Source organism: Microbulbifer mixtoriginis (SeqCode), from assembly GCF_052467945.1.
This window is the reverse complement of the sequence record NZ_CP174328.1, coordinates 3826766-3842657: the sequence shown is the minus strand read 5'-3', so window position 1 is coordinate 3842657 and position 15892 is coordinate 3826766. Positions and strand designations below refer to the sequence as shown.

Annotated in this window: 12 protein-coding genes; 4 read left to right on the top strand and 8 right to left on the bottom strand. The window is 48.0% G+C overall.

The features are described from left to right. Window positions 1–270: 270 nt before the first annotated feature. The 3 genes from ACJJIJ_RS16575 to ACJJIJ_RS16565 all read right to left on the bottom strand — a co-directional run bounded on the left by ACJJIJ_RS16575 (window position 271) and on the right by ACJJIJ_RS16565 (window position 5644). On the bottom strand, window positions 271–1773 hold the full coding sequence (locus ACJJIJ_RS16575; protein WP_444899607.1) for a S8 family serine peptidase: 1503 nt from the start codon (window positions 1771–1773) through the stop codon (window positions 271–273). Window positions 1774–2099: 326 nt separating this feature from the next. After that, the gene (locus tag ACJJIJ_RS16570; protein ID WP_444937928.1) at window positions 2100–4913 is read right to left on the bottom strand and encodes a M16 family metallopeptidase; all 2814 of its coding nucleotides are present in this window, start codon (window positions 4911–4913) and stop codon (window positions 2100–2102) included. Window positions 4914–5245: 332 nt separating this feature from the next. After that, the gene (locus ACJJIJ_RS16565) at window positions 5246–5644 is read right to left on the bottom strand and encodes a globin (protein WP_252083656.1); all 399 of its coding nucleotides are present in this window, start codon (window positions 5642–5644) and stop codon (window positions 5246–5248) included. Window positions 5645–6108: 464 nt separating this feature from the next. Here ACJJIJ_RS16565 and ACJJIJ_RS16560 point away from each other — a divergent pair, with 464 nt between their 5' ends. The 3 genes from ACJJIJ_RS16560 (at window position 6109) to ACJJIJ_RS16550 (ending at window position 9525) form a co-directional block, all read left to right on the top strand. Next, a complete protein-coding gene (locus ACJJIJ_RS16560) occupies window positions 6109–7272 on the top strand; it encodes a phosphoglycerate kinase (protein ID WP_252083655.1) in 1164 nt (387 codons plus the stop codon). 88 nt (window positions 7273–7360) lie between these two features. Continuing rightward, window positions 7361–8425, top strand: a complete 1065-nt coding sequence (gene fba, locus ACJJIJ_RS16555) for a class II fructose-bisphosphate aldolase (RefSeq protein ID WP_252083654.1) — start codon at window positions 7361–7363, stop codon at window positions 8423–8425. Window positions 8426–8544: 119 nt separating this feature from the next. After that, window positions 8545–9525, top strand: coding sequence for an alpha/beta hydrolase (locus tag ACJJIJ_RS16550; protein ID WP_252083653.1), 981 nt, complete (start codon window positions 8545–8547; stop codon window positions 9523–9525). 717 nt (window positions 9526–10242) lie between these two features. Here ACJJIJ_RS16550 and ACJJIJ_RS16545 read toward each other — a convergent pair. Then, on the bottom strand, window positions 10243–10683 hold the full coding sequence (locus ACJJIJ_RS16545; protein WP_444937927.1) for a DUF6326 family protein: 441 nt from the start codon (window positions 10681–10683) through the stop codon (window positions 10243–10245). A 458-nt stretch (window positions 10684–11141) separates the two neighbouring features. On the opposite strand from ACJJIJ_RS16545, the gene ACJJIJ_RS16540 reads away from it, so the two are divergent. Continuing rightward, complete coding sequence (locus ACJJIJ_RS16540; protein ID WP_444937926.1) at window positions 11142–11522, top strand: VOC family protein; 381 nt, start codon at window positions 11142–11144, stop codon at window positions 11520–11522. A gap of 86 nt (window positions 11523–11608) precedes the next feature. Here ACJJIJ_RS16540 and ACJJIJ_RS16535 read toward each other — a convergent pair whose 3' ends face one another. The 4 genes from ACJJIJ_RS16535 to rarD all read right to left on the bottom strand — a co-directional run bounded on the left by ACJJIJ_RS16535 (window position 11609) and on the right by rarD (window position 15796). After that, entirely contained in the window at window positions 11609–12823 is a 1215-nt protein-coding gene (locus tag ACJJIJ_RS16535) for an MBL fold metallo-hydrolase (RefSeq protein ID WP_444937925.1), read from the bottom strand. A gap of 143 nt (window positions 12824–12966) precedes the next feature. Beyond that, window positions 12967–13749, bottom strand: coding sequence for a LytR/AlgR family response regulator transcription factor (locus tag ACJJIJ_RS16530; protein WP_444937924.1), 783 nt, complete (start codon window positions 13747–13749; stop codon window positions 12967–12969). Next, window positions 13746–14825: a sensor histidine kinase gene (locus ACJJIJ_RS16525; protein WP_444937923.1), complete on the bottom strand. Its 1080-nt coding sequence runs from the start codon at window positions 14823–14825 to the stop codon at window positions 13746–13748. Before ACJJIJ_RS16525 ends, ACJJIJ_RS16530 begins: the two co-directional genes overlap by 4 nt. Before the next feature lie 62 nt (window positions 14826–14887). Then, window positions 14888–15796, bottom strand: a complete 909-nt coding sequence (gene rarD, locus ACJJIJ_RS16520) for an EamA family transporter RarD (RefSeq protein ID WP_444937922.1) — start codon at window positions 15794–15796, stop codon at window positions 14888–14890. Between the last annotated feature and the right edge of the window lie 96 nt (window positions 15797–15892).

The following is a 15892-nucleotide window of genomic DNA, read 5'->3' as shown; positions in this document are numbered from 1 at the left end:
GTTTGTAGATAAAGGCTAGAAGCAACTTCTGGCCTTTTATAACCTGGCGAGCAGATTTTTGTTGGGGAAATTGGATACTTATAAAATATTAAACATTATGTAAGTATTTAGAGCTTCTATTTCTGGAAAGCTATAGCTCAGAGCACACTTGGCTGTTCCTGCAATAACAGGCCATATTATTTCAGCTGCTGACTGCTAATTCTAATCAGAGGTTGAATCCTTCCCAAAGGAGGAGCAATAAGCTCCCCATCTGAGAAGGTTTGATCAGAATTACATGGAGCCGGTGCAACCATTGGCCGCCAGGTAATCAAATGCGGCTTTGGCCTGAACCAAGCCATAACCATAGGCATTGTCACGGCCAGCATCACCCAGGTCCTCTGCGGTAACATGCAGGGCTGTGCGAATTTCGCTATTGCTACAGTTCGGGTAGTGGCTCCAAACCAGAGCAGCTACACCAGCAACATGTGGGGTCGCCATGGAGGTGCCATTAAAGTAAGCGTAATCCTGTGCTTCGGTCTCTATCGTGGCACTGGCACCCAGCTGAGTTAATAAAGCGCTGCCATCCGCATCGGAAATACCCACGGAAGGAATATGAGTCTCCACGCCACCATGGGTACCGTAAAGCATTCCGGGTACGTTGTTGTAGATGATCGCTCCAACACCACCACCGGCTTCGCAGTTCAGAACTTTATCAGCAAAGCTGATATTGCCACGTTGAATTAGACAGATTTTACCTGCTGCACTTACGCAGGCAGATTCAGCGGTACCACAATCTTCCAAGGCTCCGGTAATCGTCCCAATGGGAGTACCAGTCATAGCTGCGGCTTCGACTTCAGCCCCTGCTACTTCCAGGGTGGCTGCCTGGCCGCTGCCAGTGGGGATGGAGGACAATACCTGCACGCCAGGCCCAGCGAGTTCAACCTGATTGGTTTGCTGGGAGAAACCTGCGATGTTTTTGTTGCTGTCGATCGCTGCTACGGAGACAACGGAGTTGTAAGAGGCAGGGTAGTTATGACGGGTATTGCCATCATTACCAGCGGCGGCAATTGAGAGAATGCCGCGTTTATTGAGATTATCGAAACCGCGTCTCTCAAAGAAGCTGGCTCTGTCACCACCGAGGCTCATATTAATTACATTTGCACCATTCGCTGCACAATCTTCTGCAGCGGCAATCAGGGATGAAGAGTAAGCCCAGCCATCAGCACCAAATACTTTGACGATGTGCAGATTGATATTGCTGTTAGGCATTACCCCCACAACGCCAGCGTTATTATTCATGGCGGCAATAGTGCCGGCTACATGGGTACCATGGCCATTTTGATCTTCATACCAGTTGCCAGTACCCTCTGGATCGTTGCTACCAGTAACGGCATTGCCTGACAGGTCTTCGTGGGCCAGGTCGTAACCGGAATCAATGATACATACGGTACGGTTGCCAGCTTGTAAATCGCTGAGTTGGTCTGCCTGTACCATAGGGATACCGTAAGGTACTTCCTGAGACAGTGGATAACGTTTCAGATCCTCTTCAATAAAGGCGACATTGGGGTTCCTGCGTAGTGCCATTAATGCTTTTGCCGGCAGGTGTGCAGCCATAGCGTTATGGTTGCGAACGTCAAGCGCTTTACGGCCGCCGTTTTGCTGAACCAGAGACCTGACGGACTCTCCCTTGCCTTCTTTGAATGTAACGATATAGCGCTTGTCTTCGGCAGTGGCAGATGTCGCTAGGCTTAATGCCAGGGCGCCGCTGGCAAATATCGAAAGGGCCTTTTTCATGAGTTACTCCTTAACAGATATTATTTTATTTTTTGGGGAAAGGAAATCCTTACGGGAAGCAAATCCCGCCTTTCCCCGTCATGAAAAATAACAACCTTTTAGTTTTTGAGGAATCAAAAACGTGCTTTTTATTAAAAAAAATATATTTTTAATAGCTGGTTAAAAATTGGCGGTTTTTTCATTGAAAGGTTTTCATTTGAAAACGTTTCTTTACGGCGGGTATAAAAATAAAAAATAATACTTAAGTATTTAAATTTAGTTTTAAAGGTGTGTGAATTAGAAGCCAGGCACACTTTTGTGTGCCTGGTCAGTATTAGGGGGCTAGTTCAGGGTTGTTTTTCTATCGGATTGCCATTGGTATCGAGTTCAATAATCTGACCAATGTTAAGTTCAAGAATACCGTTTTCTATTTTGCTTTTATCACCAACAATCACCCAGATAAACTGATCTGGCTTGATAGTGTCCTGGGCCAATTTGTGTATTGCCTGAAGGTTTACATTGCGGATTTTTTCTGCATAGCTATCCATATAATCCAGAGGGCGGTCATAAGTGATTATGCTCGAAACTGCACTGGAAACAGCTTTAATGGTTTCAAAGCTACCTGGTAACTCATTGACACTTTTATTTTTTACTTTTTGCAACTCCTCTTCCTGAGCTGGTTTTTTGCTGATATAACTGCGCAACTCAGTCTGCAGTTCTAGCAGGGATTCTCTGGTTTTATCTGTTTGTACCGGTGCATAGATCATTAATGGCTGCTGGCCTTTCGCTCCCGTTAAAAAGGAATAAGCCCCATAAGCCCAATGCTTATCTTCGCGCAGGTTCATATTTAGGCGAGCGGTGAATGTGCCGCCAAAAATATCATTCATCATATGCATCGCATCGCGCTCAGCAATCTTTTCGGAGGGCGCCAGCAAGCCGCCAATAATAATACTTTGTTCTGCGTCAGGCTTGTTAATTAGATAGACACTGGCTTTTTGAGGATGTGCTACTCGTGTAAGGTTTTTCTGGGGCAGGGGACTTTCTGGTGCGCTCCAATCGGCAAAATGCTGTTCCAATTTCTGTGTTAATACCTCGAGGGTGATATCACCAACAGCAACTAGGGTGGCATTGTCTGGACGCAGCCAAGTTTTATGGTAGTCCACCAAGTCATCACGATTTAATGACTCTATAGAAGTCTCTGTACCGGAACCGGTAAATGGTACGCCGTAGGCATGGCCCTCTCCATAAAGTAATGGCGGTAAGCTGCGTAACGCCATTTGTACTGGACGAGTTTTTTCTTGTTGAATAGCAGCGATCCAGCGCGACCGTTTACGTTCAATTTCCTCTTCTGAGAAAGCCGGGTGCATAACAATGTCGGCGAATAGCGCTAGGGAGTCATCTAAGTTGGTTTTCAAGGCATTGAGGCGCACGGTAGAAGTGTCGATGTCGGCTCCTGCGCCAATATGTGCACCCAGTATTTCCTCTCTCGCACTGATCTGCAGTGCATCCAGTTTGCTGGTGCCCTCTTTCAGCATGGACATCGCATAGCTGGATGTGCCCAATTTGTTGCCTTGATCTGCGGCATATCCGGCATCAAACTGCAGGCGTAGATCCACGACAGGTACAGAGTTTCGTTCAGCCAGGACTACTTTAAGTCCGTTAGAAAGCTCGGCTGTTTGTAGCTTGGGGAAGGGTACACTGGGGAAATTGCCCGTCTCAGGTAGTTTGCTGCGGTCAGCCCCGCTTTTGGTTGCTTTGTATTCGGGGAAGGGCAGAACCTCAAGATTGTAATCACCACTGGACAACCATTTCTGTGCAGCTTCACGAACCTTTTGTGGGGTGATTTTTTGTTTCTCACTCAGTGCATCCAGATAGGCATTGGGGCTGCTTTTATAGAGTTCGCCACGGGCAAGGAGTACCCCTTTACCGCTCCAGCCTCCGACTTGCTCGAGGCTGCGCACCATTGAGGCGTATTCGCTCATATTTACCCTGGCCAGCTCCTCCTCGGTTGGCCCTTCGGCAAGGAATTTCTCCAGCTCTTCCTCAATGGCGGCCTCCACCTTAGCAGGCGCTACACCGGGCTTGACGTCTGCGGTAATAGGGAAGATGGAGGAGAGTTCGAATTCATGCAGGCCAACGCTGATATTGGTGGCGATTTGGTCCTTGTAAACCAGACGCTTATACAGGCGTGAATTCTTGCCGTCACCGAGCACTGCTGCGGCCAGAGCAATAGCATTGGCGTCTTCATGGGTGAGGTTGGGGGTATTCCAGACTTTATACAGGCGGGGCTGGGCTACGCGGTCGAACATTTGCTCGCGGCTGGATTGATCCCGTTTTGCAATCCAGGCCTTTTTCTTTATTAGGGGAGGGCCGGCGGGGATATCGCCAAAGTAGTGGCTCACTTTAGCCTTGGCCGTTTCCACGTCGATATCGCCAGCTAGGACCAATACGGTATTAGCTGCACCATAGTATTGTTTGAACCATTCATGCACATCCTCAAGGGTTGCGGCATTGAGGTCTTCCATCGAGCCGATGGTGGTCCAGGAGTAGGGATGATTGGCGGGAAAGATCGCTTTTTGCATACGCTCCCAAACTTTGCCGTAGGGTTGGTTTTGCCCTTGGCGCTTTTCATTCTGTACCACCCCGCGTTGCTCATCGAGCTTTTCCTGGGTAATCACTCCCAGTAAGTGGCCCATTCGATCGGATTCCATCCAAAGGGCCATGTCCAGTGCGTTGGTCGGTACAGTTTCAAAGTAATTGGTACGGTCTAGCCAGGTAGTGCCGTTCATTCCTGTGGCACCGGCCTGCTCAAAAGGTTTGAAATACTCATCGTTGTAATTTTCTGAGCCGCTGAACATCAAGTGCTCAAATAAATGGGCAAAACCTGTGCGTCCAGGTTTTTCATCCTTGGAACCAACGTGATACCAGACTCCCACGGAAACAATGGGAGCTTTGCGATCTTCATGAACGATAACGCGCAGGCCATTCGGCAGGGTAAATTTCTCGAAATTGATGGAAAGCGGAGCTGTGGCACTTGCTGTGGAGGTTAATGCTGAGCTGAGAGAGTTTTGTTCGTGATTATTATTTTCTGGTGCTTTTCCGCAGGCAGATATAGCCAGAATCAGTGTCAGGGGTACACTGTACTTTCGTACAATTTTCATAGTATTTCCTTGTCGAATAATCCTAATAATCGGTATTGGGGGCGCTTTTGAGTGGCAGGCAATTAACGCTGAGTCTCTTATGAGTTTCTTATTATAAAATTTTTTCTGAAAACAGATTGGCTAATTGTTTGCTGCTTTCTCCATGAATACGACACTAGTTCATGGAGGAGTTACCTGTGCAATACGATCTAAAGAGTTAGTGGGTCTGCTGTAGACCTATATTGATGCACGATGAATTGAGCTTTATTACTGAGTTCTTATAGCGGGCGAGGGAGCACCTGGCAAATACGCTGCTTTACGCGTAGGTGGCTCCCAATAAAAAGCCTAATGACTTAGTAGGCTTGGCGAATGATATCGATTCCTGGTGTGATGGCACGGTTCCATGCCGCTTCGATCTCAGGGGAGAACGCACTGTCATGTTGGCGTAGGGTGGCTATCAGGGCATCCAGCCACAGGCGGTACCATTCTGGGCGAATATTATAGCCAGTGCGGTCGTGGCTTTTACCCAGGGCGCGCAGCTTGGTGTCAGACATACCACGGGAGTAAAGCACTAATTGCATAATGCCGTTACGCAACAAATGCCGCTGGGCCTTCATATCTGTATTGGCAAACAGATTGCGAATATCCGCGGAGCTGCCCATAAAGCGATCGTAAAAGTCCTTAAAGAATTCCTCATTGTTGCAGCAGCGTCCGTAACTTTGAAAGACTATATCGCTGTCGGATTGTTCCATAGGTAAGAAATCTCCATATGTGCCCCGCCGCTACCGTGGTATACGCCGGGTCTTGTGTAGTAGTGCTTATTCGATGGGGTCGGCGATTCTAGCGGTGTGGCTTTTCAGCGAAAAGAACTTTTGCATCAATGGGTTACAGAGCAGAGAGGAAGGAGAACGCGAGTCGTAAGGGTGAGGCTGAATCTCTCAAGCCATAGATTCTAGTTGAGTCTTTCGTGCAGCTTCTCAGCCAAATACCTAGCTCGCGTATGGAGTTAGGAGTTTATATGAGCGCGGCTATAAGTTTGGCATTAGGTGCCTGAAGGTGCTTCTGCCAAACAGGCTTAGAGTGAATTTCGATCTTTTCTGGCTCTGACATTAAAACTGCCATGTTTTTCCTTGTTTAACTGTCGGCAGTGGTGCGGCGCAGTTGATATACTCCGCGCCCACATTTTCAGTTAATCGAAGTAGAAGAGGATTGGCGAATGGCGGTCAAATTGATGACAGATCTGGAGCTTGCGGGTAAGCGCCTACTAATTCGCGAGGACCTGAATGTACCGGTGAAAGATGGTCGGGTAACTTCTGACGCCCGTATTCGCGCGGCGCTTCCCACTATCCAGGCCGCCATTGATGCTGGTGCCAAAGTACTGCTGATGTCCCACCTGGGCCGTCCTACAGAGGGGGAGTATGCGGATGAATTCTCCCTGGCTCCGGTAGCTGCGCATTTAAGTGAACTACTCGGTCGCGAAGTGGCCCTGATCAAAGAGTGGCGTGATGGCGTCGAGCTGGCTGAGGGCGAGGTGGCGTTGCTGGAGAACGTGCGCTTCAATGCCGGCGAGAAAAAAGACAGCGAAGAGCTGGCTAAAGCTTACGCGTCACTCTGCGATATTTTTGTAATGGATGCCTTTGGCACTGCACACCGCGCCCAGGCTTCCACACACGGTGTGGCCAAGTTTGCTCCAGTCGCTTGCGCCGGTCCATTACTAGCAGCCGAACTGGATGCTCTGGAGAAGGCACTGGCTGAGCCAGCCCGTCCATTGGTTGCGATTGTGGGTGGTTCTAAAGTGTCTACCAAGCTCACAGTGTTGGAGAGTCTGGCGGATAAAGTAGACCAGCTGATTGTGGGTGGTGGTATCGCCAATACTTTCCTCGCCGCTAGCGGCAAGCCGGTGGGCAAGTCTCTCTGTGAGCACGACTTGGTGGATACCGCCAAGAGTTTGATGCAGAAGTGCGATATTCCTGTGCCCGTTGATGTCGTGACCGGTAAGGAATTCAGCGAAACAGCTGTAGCGGAAACCAAGGCCGCCGATGCTGTGGCTGAGGACGATATGATTTTTGATATTGGTCCACAATCTTCCGCAATGTTGGCGGAGATTCTTAAGGGCGCGAAAACCATTATTTGGAATGGTCCTGTAGGCGTATTCGAATTCGATCAGTTTGGCGCTGGCACTGAACATCTGTCTAAGGCCATTGCCGATAGTGATGCCTTTTCTATTGCCGGCGGTGGCGACACCCTTGCGGCTGTGGATAAATATGGTATTGCCGATAAGGTATCTTATATTTCCACGGGTGGTGGTGCCTTCTTAGAATATGTTGAAGGCAAGAAGCTGCCCGCGGTAGCCATCCTGGAGTCCCGCGGCGAAGACTGAGTACCCAATAATGCCCTCCTCTTAAATGTGGAAGGCAATAAAAGCAAAAAATTACAAATACGACGAGTAGACGAGAAAGGAATTTAATATGGCTCTTATCAGCCTACGCCAATTGCTGGACCACGCTGCCGAGCATGGTTACGGCGTACCGGCCTTCAACGTAAACAATTTGGAACAGATGCGCGCGATTATGGAGGCGGCCAAGGAAACCGACTCCCCAGTAATCGTGCAGGCCTCCGCCGGTGCGCGTAAATACGCCGGTGCGCCCTTCCTGCGTCATCTGATCCTGGCCGCCATTGAGGAATTCCCGGAAATTCCAGTGGTAATGCACCAGGACCACGGCACCAGTCCGGCAGTGTGCCAGCGTTCTATCCAACTGGGTTTCAGCTCCGTGATGATGGACGGCTCCCTGCGTGAGGACGGCAAAACCCCGGCTTCCTACGAATACAACGTTGATGTTACTCAGCGCGCAGTAGATATGGCACATGCCTGTGGTGTTTCTGTTGAGGGTGAACTGGGTTGCCTGGGTTCCCTGGAAACCGGTATGGCCGGTGAAGAGGACGGTGTTGGTGCTGAGGGCAAGCTATCCCATGATCAGCTGCTGACTGACCCGGAAGAGGCTGCGGACTTTGTACAAAAAACTAAGGTGGATGCCCTGGCAATCGCCTGTGGTACAAGCCACGGTGCCTATAAATTTACCCGCCCGCCTACTGGTGACATCCTTGCTATTGACCGTATCAAGGAAATCCACGCGCGTATCCCAGGCACCCACTTGGTGATGCACGGTTCTTCCTCTGTGCCTCAGGAGTGGCTGGCGGTAATCAATGAGTTCGGTGGTGAAATCCCCGAAACTTACGGTGTGCCGGTAGAGCAGATTTGCGAGGGCATCAAGCACGGTGTGCGTAAGGTCAATATTGATACTGACCTGCGTCTCGCCTCCACCGGCGCCACCCGTCGTTTCCTGGCCGAGAACCCGTCAGAATTTGATCCACGCAAATTCTACAAGGCTGCTATGCAAGCTATGAAGGAAATTTGTGTTGCGCGTTACGAAGCCTTCGGTACAGCCGGTCAGGCCAGCAAGATTCGTCCGCTCAGCCTTGATGCCATGAGTGAGCGTTATGCCGCTGGCGATTTGGAACCGCAAATCAAGTAAGCGCTTACTTATCTTGCAGTGAAGAAAGGCGGACATTGTGTCCGCCTTTTTCATATTTAAGTCACTATTCACTCAGCCTGTCTCTTCCCACCCAGTGAAAATGCAGTACCATTGGTTCAATGGAAACCTTGCAAGACATCAACACCTACGAAAGTAGCCCGGTAATTCAGCGCCCGGACTACTCGGCTTTGCGGCAAAAGCTGCCGCAGCTGGACTTTGCCAATGATACGGCACCGCTGCTGACTGAGATGCAAGATTACCGAAATTTTTACGACTTACATTTTCCTCTCTCCTATAAAACCGGTGTCGGCACTTTTACTGCGGCGGGCTTTGAGCTGGTGTCCCAATATTGGCTGGTTGAAAAACCACGCGGTACCTTGTTTATCTGCCATGGTTATTTCGATCACACCGGTATTTATGGACCAGCGATTCGTTTTGGCCTCGAGCGCAATCTCAATGTGGTGATTTTCGATTTTCCTGGCCACGGCCTCTCCAGCGGCGAGCGGGTGGCTATTCAGACTTTCCTGCAATACCGCCAGGTATTTGATCGTCTTTTATCGGTTGCCGAAGGGAAACTACCCAAGCCTTGGCACGCCCTGGGGCAAAGTACTGGTGGTGCTGCCTTATTAGCGCACTTGCAATACAGTCGTAAACAGCCACTAGATAAGGTTTTTCTGTTGGCTCCTCTGGTGCGCCCGGCCAATTGGCTTCTGGTGAAATGGAAATACTATCTTGGACGCTTGTTTATTAGTGAACCCAGTCGAGAGTTCACGATTAATACTCACGATGCCGAATTCTCCCGGCGCCAGGCCCTGCGCGACCCCCTGCAATCCAGGGTAATTTCCATGTGTTGGCTCGGCGCCATGGTGGATTGGATCAAGACTTTCCCCAAAAGCGCACGAAATCCACGCAAGATCTTGGTGGTACAGGGCACCGGTGATGGCACGGTGGATTGGCGCTATGATATGCGCGCAATTCGCGATCGTTTTCCGCATTGCCACCGAGTATTAATTCGCGGTGCCCGCCACCAAATGATCAATGAAACCCAGCCCTATAGGCATCAGATACTGGCTGCTATGGATGACTGGTTAAATAGATAGGCTAAAAAGCCTCTCATTCCCCAATTTTATCTATGCTAATTTTCCACTGATCTTCTCATATTATTAAATTGAGAGGCTTTATTGGGCTCGGTAATTCTATTGATTGAGCCTTTCATCATATGTTTCATGTTTTTCAAAGTGAGAGGGAGATTCTTACCAAAGGATTTCTCCGGTAATTAGGGAGGTGAACAAGGGTAAGAAAATGATTGAGGGGGGGGTGTCTAGAGAGGCAAATTTCTTTCTCAAGTAATATGTACTTTTTTTAGCCCCTAAGAAAAAATCATAAGTATTTACAATCCTGTGCGGTGTCAGCAGTCTACTGACACTATTCCATGGTTGAAAAATTATGATGGATTGTTGTTGGGAGCTTGTGGCTTAAACAGAAAGGCCCGCTGTAGGTGTATTTTAATTCTGAAAAAATTAAATGGGTTGTTAATTTTTAAAAAGTAACTTTTTTGGAGTTGCACTAAAAAATTTAGTAAGCCCTAAAATATCTGAAGTGAAATATAAGGTTGAAGGAATTCCCTATTTTTGAGAAAAACAACTATGTTAGTGATAGTTAAAGTGCTTGTTGATTGCGGTTGTATGAAGGTTCTGCCTGCTTGACCTGGATTGATATTTTTGGTCCAGGTCAAGCATATTGAAATCAAGGTATAGAAATTTTGAGGTGGAATTATATTTTCTATCTTGCGTTCTTAGTGATTATTCTGAGTATTATCATGTCTCTTCTTTAGGCCACTGCCAAGCCAGCCAAATAATTACTAACTTAAGAGTGATTTCAATAAAGCCTAGATAAAAATAGAAGTACCATGATGATATGAGCATTGTGGCACCCAAGAATATAATAAATATTGTGGCAACAGTTATATTAAGCCATTGGCAAATTTTCGGCTTTAGCATTAAGGTTAGTGCAACCATAATGCATGGTATTGATACTATTATCGCCACTGAAAGTAGTGAACCTTGAGTAACTGCACCGAATGGGCCAAATCCCTCTATAATTCTCTCAATTTTTCCTATCTTGAATAGTCCAAAGAAATCTCCATATATATAACAAAATATTACTGAGGCCCACAAAGCAGATATTTTAATTTTCACATTTACATAAGGTTCAGATAATCTGACTGTGGTTTTTCGTGTTTCTTTTTTGTTACTCATGATGTCCTCTATACTTTATGTACGACTGCTTCTTTACTTGAGTTGGTTTCAATTCTTGGCATACTTTCTTTGAGTCATTGTATTTTCAGATTAGCCCACATATTCTTCGTCTTCGCTTGCCCTATATGATTTCATTTTGCCTATAACAGCTGATATCGACTTTTCTCCTCTAGCATTTAATCTAAACTTCATCTTCTGATAATTGATTAATATTTATCCTCTATGCCTCCTTTTTTCGAGAGTTTATGTTTAGGATATTGCTGTTGCTATCTGGAGATTGACGGAATGCTGAATGAGAGCGTTGAATGGCAGTATGCAGCGATAAAGTGTTGACCAATTTTTAGTCGGGGTAGATGATAGTCATACTGCAGAAGATGTGGAGTAAGAGGAATTCAGTTATTACTACCTAGATAACCTTACAGGTTGTCTTGTCATTTACTATTGAACAGGAGGGTGTAATGTTTAGTCATATCATGGTTGGTGCTAATGATGTTCAGCGGTCTAAGGCGTTTTATGATGCTGTTTTAGGTGCTCTGGGCTATGAGCCAGGCGTTACTGATGAAAAGGGTCGCTGCTTTTACTTCACTAAAACCGGTGTTTTTGCTATTTCCAAGCCTATTGATGGGGAAGTTGCTTCTCATGCCAATGGCGGTACTATTGGTTTTAGTGCAAAGAGTACTGAAGAAGCTGATGCATGGCATCAAGCAGGTCTTGCTAATGGCGGGGTTGCTTGTGAAGATCCTCCTGGAATACGTGAGGGTGTAGCTGGCAAATTGTATATTGCCTATTTGCGTGATCCCGATGGCAATAAACTCTGCGCTCTACACCGAGTTGGCTAACATCGCCCCTGAAATTAATATATGTCTGCCCAATGCATGATTCTTTTGCATTGGGCAGTCATTAAGTGAGGCTTTCAAAAAAACGGCTACTTTTCTTTACTATCTTTTTCTTTTTTTCTCTTATCTGCTAAGTCGTTATTTTTCTTCTTTTCTTGAGCTCTATTCTCTGGTGCAGAGTTTCTACTTGAATTTTTCTTGTGATCTGAAGTTGACTTTTGGGGGGGCACGGTTGGGGTTGGATTGGTTGGGTATTCAACTTTGCATTGTCCGCGCCCACCATCGGAAAGGACTATTTCATTCAGGTCATCCATCACCCTTATGGGGCCTGAATAGTATTTACTCATACCAGCAACAAATCCCTTTTTATCGGCTTCCGTTACCGGGGGGGGAATAAGATGAGTCAAAGCTACAGATTTTACTCCAGCTTTAGTTGCCATTTTGGCAATATCCAGGGTGTTAGAGTGATAATGAATGATTTGATCCGCTTTTTCATAGCGAAGTCGTGCCCTGCGATTGTTCCCAGTTTGCTTGAGTTTACTAATGTATTGAGCATAGCTGAGGGCTTCAGAAATTAATAAATCCGCGTCACGTTCAATATTTTCCAGGCCATCGAATACATGGGTATCTCCGGTGATAATGACTTTACAAGGACCGAAACGTATCTCATAGCCAAATGCCGGAAATACGGGTTCATGATGCACGGCAAAGACAGAAACCGTAGTGTTTCCATGGTACCAGACTTCCTGGATAACTTCCGATCGATCTCCGGCAATGTTTATTAGGTGTGGAGTGGCAACAGCTAGAACGGGATCGAGTATCCCTTGTCTATTTGCTGATCTAAAGAGAATATCGGGTCCAAAACTCTTCCTGACCCCCTCCATAATGTTGAAAATACCGTAGGGCCCATAAACGTTGATCGGTTTGCTGGCGCCTACAAACCAGGATTCATTAATCACCATTGCCAGACCCCCAAAATGATCGGAGTGCCAGTGAGTAATAAATATAGGGTCCACTTGAGCCAAGTTAAGATCCAGCTGGCCGATACGCGCTGTCGTACCTTCACCCGCATCAACTAGGAATAATTTTCCACTACTGCGTATTGCTACACAGGCAGGGTGGCGCAGCCATTGATAGGCCGGGTCCGGGGTTCCGGTGCCACAGAAGTAAATATGCATCTTGCCATCGTCTTCCACATAGGGAGGATAGTGACGAAGGGATTCAGGTTGTTTGGCTGTCGAATGAGAAGACAGAATTGAGAAGAGTAGAATGGCCAGGAAAAGTTTGGCGAAAACTTTCAGCATTTTTTTGCCAATCGTTGATCTTGGAGATAAACCAAGAGTAAGCCCGGATCTATAAAACTTCCATTTTGTTCATCCCTAGACTTCAGATCTTATCTTTTTAAGTTCTTTTAATTACCGAGGTATAAAACCAGTCTTTGCTTTGGTTACATTTGCTTAAATAAGTGCATATAGCGTCTGCTGACAGGCAAAACTTCCTGGCAATATTTTAAATGTATTTGAGCTGTATCTCCGTCTCGGATGACATGTTGAATGGCTTTAAAGTTAACGACTACTGAGCGATGTACTTGTACGAAATGCTGTGGGTCCAGCTGGGCAGAAAGGTCTTTTAGAGGCGTTTTAATCAGTGCTTCAGATGTCTTCCCATGTGATTCACTCCAGGCTATTAGCGTATATTTTTCATCGGAACGTAAATAGTGGATATCCTCTACTGCGATTAAATGCAGGGTTTTTCCAATAGAGGCTTTAATCCAGCGCAAATAAGTGCTTGGTTGCGTCTTTTGAAACTGCTCGCTAATTTGTTCCAACGACTGCAGGCTGTTTTTTACTGAGCTTGTCATTTGCAGGCGTTCTTGCAGGCGAGACACGGTGTTGGCTAGTCGGTCGTTTTCCACAGGCTTAACCAGATAATCCAGGGCTCCTTGCTGGAAGGCCTTCACGGCATATTGATCGTAGGCGGTAATAAAGACCAAATGGGCGCGGCGGCCAATTTCCTGTGCTGCCTCAACGCCGAAAATACCCGGCATTTGGATATCGAGAAAGCAAATATCCGGCTGGTAGAGTTCAAATAACTCTATGGTTTCTCGGCCATTGCGCGCCTCCGCCACAACTTCCAATTCGGGCCATTGGGTGGCAAGTTTGCGAATAAGGGCTTGACGCAGTAGGGGCTCATCATCGGCGACCAGGGCGGTAGCAGTGCACAGTGTCATAAGTGTTGTTTCCTGGCGATAGGGTAGTGAATTTCTGCGAGCATTCCCCGAGGTTGTAGAGCCGATAATTCCAGCGAAGCCGTTTCCCCAAAAGTAAGGCGTAAACGTTCTCGCAATGTTGAAAGTCCTGTCCCCATTCCGCTGGTTTTACCTTGCATGCCCACCCCGGTATCTTGAACTTTTACCCTGCACATACCTTTATGTAGGAGTACACGTATTTTTATTTCACCGCCGCTTTCGCTGGGATCTATGCCATGGCGAACGGCATTTTCAACAAGGGTCAATAATGCCAAAGAAGGGCAGGGTAGTGAGTGAACCTCTTCATCGGCATTGATAGAAAAATGCAGGCGATCGGGCATGCGCATTTTCATCAGGGACAGGTAAGCTTTGACCAGGGACAGTTCTTGGCCAAGAGTGCTCTGGCTTGAATCCAACTGTGGAATGGTTGCACGCAGATAGGTGATCAGGCTGTCCAGTAGTGCTGGTGCCTGTGGAGAGGCGGAATCCACCAGCTCGCGCACATTGGCGAGCGTATTAAAAAGGAAGTGTGGCGTTACCTGGGACTGTAACAATCGCAAGCGACTATCCAGTGCCTGCCGCTCCAGTGCGCCCCGCGTACGTTCAAATTGTCTGGCCTGCTCGCGTACTATTTCATCTCGCTGGCGCAATAGGGCGGACATGGCGATCCAGGGGGCAAACAATACACCGGTTACCATAATGGCAAGAAAGCCCAGGTGCTGGTCGTGGTTTTGCCAAAATGAGGGTCCACCTTCTTCTGCTGTGCCCATGTAGACGGTCAGTAAGGCCAAGGGTATGGATAGAGCTACCCCAACAACTTGAAGGGCCCAGCGCGGTAATGATTGCGATAACTTTTGGGGCCAATGTTCCAACAGTCTGTAAGACAGCAGCGCGGCCAGTGCGGAACTGCTGGTGCGCACCAGCAGTTCTGGATAAGTACCTTTCCAGTAAAGTCCTAGGAGCAGGGTCCAAGCCAGTATGGCGATTAGCACCGTAAGTAACTGCTGCCGGCCGGGAAGCGGCAACTTATCGATTGAAAGTCGAGGGGGTTGGTGCATGGCGGTACTTAATCCTTATCCGTAGCCGCCATTTTCACACACTGGGCTGGCGAAGCTTATCCTTAAAGTGAGGCCTTGCCCTGCAAATGGAGTTTGCGCCTTTGCGCCAGGGCATCCATTGAGTAGAGCGCTAGACCCATCCATACAAACATAAAGGTAGTGAGTTTGCCCTCGCTAAATGGCTCACCAAGCATTTGGGTGGCGACCACCAGCATTAGTGAGGGCCCGATGTACTGTAGGAATCCCACCGTGGACAAGTTCAGCCTGCGCGCAGCAATAGTGAATAACAGCAGTGGCACTAGGGTGACGGGGCCGGCCAGCACCAACAGACTGTTTAGTTCCCAGCCGTTGTTCAATAAGTTACTGGTGGGGCTGGCGCTCCAAAGCAGGTAGATCAAGGCTACCGGCAACATATACAGGGTCTCTATGGCCAGTCCGGTAAGGCTTTCCACCGGCGCACGTTTGCGCGCAAGCCCATAGAGGGCGAAAGACCCAGCCAGGAATAGGGCGATGACCGGCACACGGCCGAACTGCAAGAGTTCGTGGACAATACCTATGGCGGCAAGCGCCACCGCCAACCATTGTAGGCGCCGCAATTTTTCTCCTAGGAATAAAACCCCCAGGACAATATTGATTAATGGGTTGATGTAGTAGCCGAGACTACTTTCCAGCAGGTGGCCATTGTTAATAGCCCAAATAAATACCAGCCAGTTACCGCCAATCAGTGCGGTAGTAAGGGCCAACACCCGCATTTTCTTGTGGTCGCGCAGAGTGCGGATAAGATCGGGCAATTTACCCAGCAGTAACATAATCAGCAGCGCCAGCGCGAAGGACCAGATACTGCGGTGGGCGAGGATCTCAGCTGCGGGAATGCCTTGTAGCTGATTAAAGTAAATTGGGGCCAGCCCCCAAATAAGGAAGGCGGCAACGCCGGCGAGAAAGCCGGTAGTGGCGGTATCGTTGTTGCGCAAGGGAACACCTGCTATGGAAAATGCGATGTTGGCTTGGGCCCGGTCACGCGAGAGGGTGCGTGTGGGACTGAACCAACAGAATAGGAGCTGCTATTG

Coding starts and splice junctions, on each gene's coding strand:
- ACJJIJ_RS16525 (WP_444937923.1), bottom strand. CDS start 14,825: ATGCACCAACCCCCTCGACTTTCAATCGATAAGTTGCCGCTTCCCGGC.
- ACJJIJ_RS16540 (WP_444937926.1), top strand. CDS start 11,142: ATGTTTAGTCATATCATGGTTGGTGCTAATGATGTTCAGCGGTCTAAG.
- ACJJIJ_RS16535 (WP_444937925.1), bottom strand. CDS start 12,823: ATGCTGAAAGTTTTCGCCAAACTTTTCCTGGCCATTCTACTCTTCTCA.
- ACJJIJ_RS16530 (WP_444937924.1), bottom strand. CDS start 13,749: ATGACACTGTGCACTGCTACCGCCCTGGTCGCCGATGATGAGCCCCTA.
- fba (WP_252083654.1), top strand. CDS start 7,361: ATGGCTCTTATCAGCCTACGCCAATTGCTGGACCACGCTGCCGAGCAT.
- ACJJIJ_RS16560 (WP_252083655.1), top strand. CDS start 6,109: ATGGCGGTCAAATTGATGACAGATCTGGAGCTTGCGGGTAAGCGCCTA.
- ACJJIJ_RS16545 (WP_444937927.1), bottom strand. CDS start 10,683: ATGAGTAACAAAAAAGAAACACGAAAAACCACAGTCAGATTATCTGAA.
- ACJJIJ_RS16570 (WP_444937928.1), bottom strand. CDS start 4,913: ATGAAAATTGTACGAAAGTACAGTGTACCCCTGACACTGATTCTGGCT.
- ACJJIJ_RS16565 (WP_252083656.1), bottom strand. CDS start 5,644: ATGGAACAATCCGACAGCGATATAGTCTTTCAAAGTTACGGACGCTGC.
- ACJJIJ_RS16550 (WP_252083653.1), top strand. CDS start 8,545: ATGGAAACCTTGCAAGACATCAACACCTACGAAAGTAGCCCGGTAATT.
- ACJJIJ_RS16575 (WP_444899607.1), bottom strand. CDS start 1,773: ATGAAAAAGGCCCTTTCGATATTTGCCAGCGGCGCCCTGGCATTAAGC.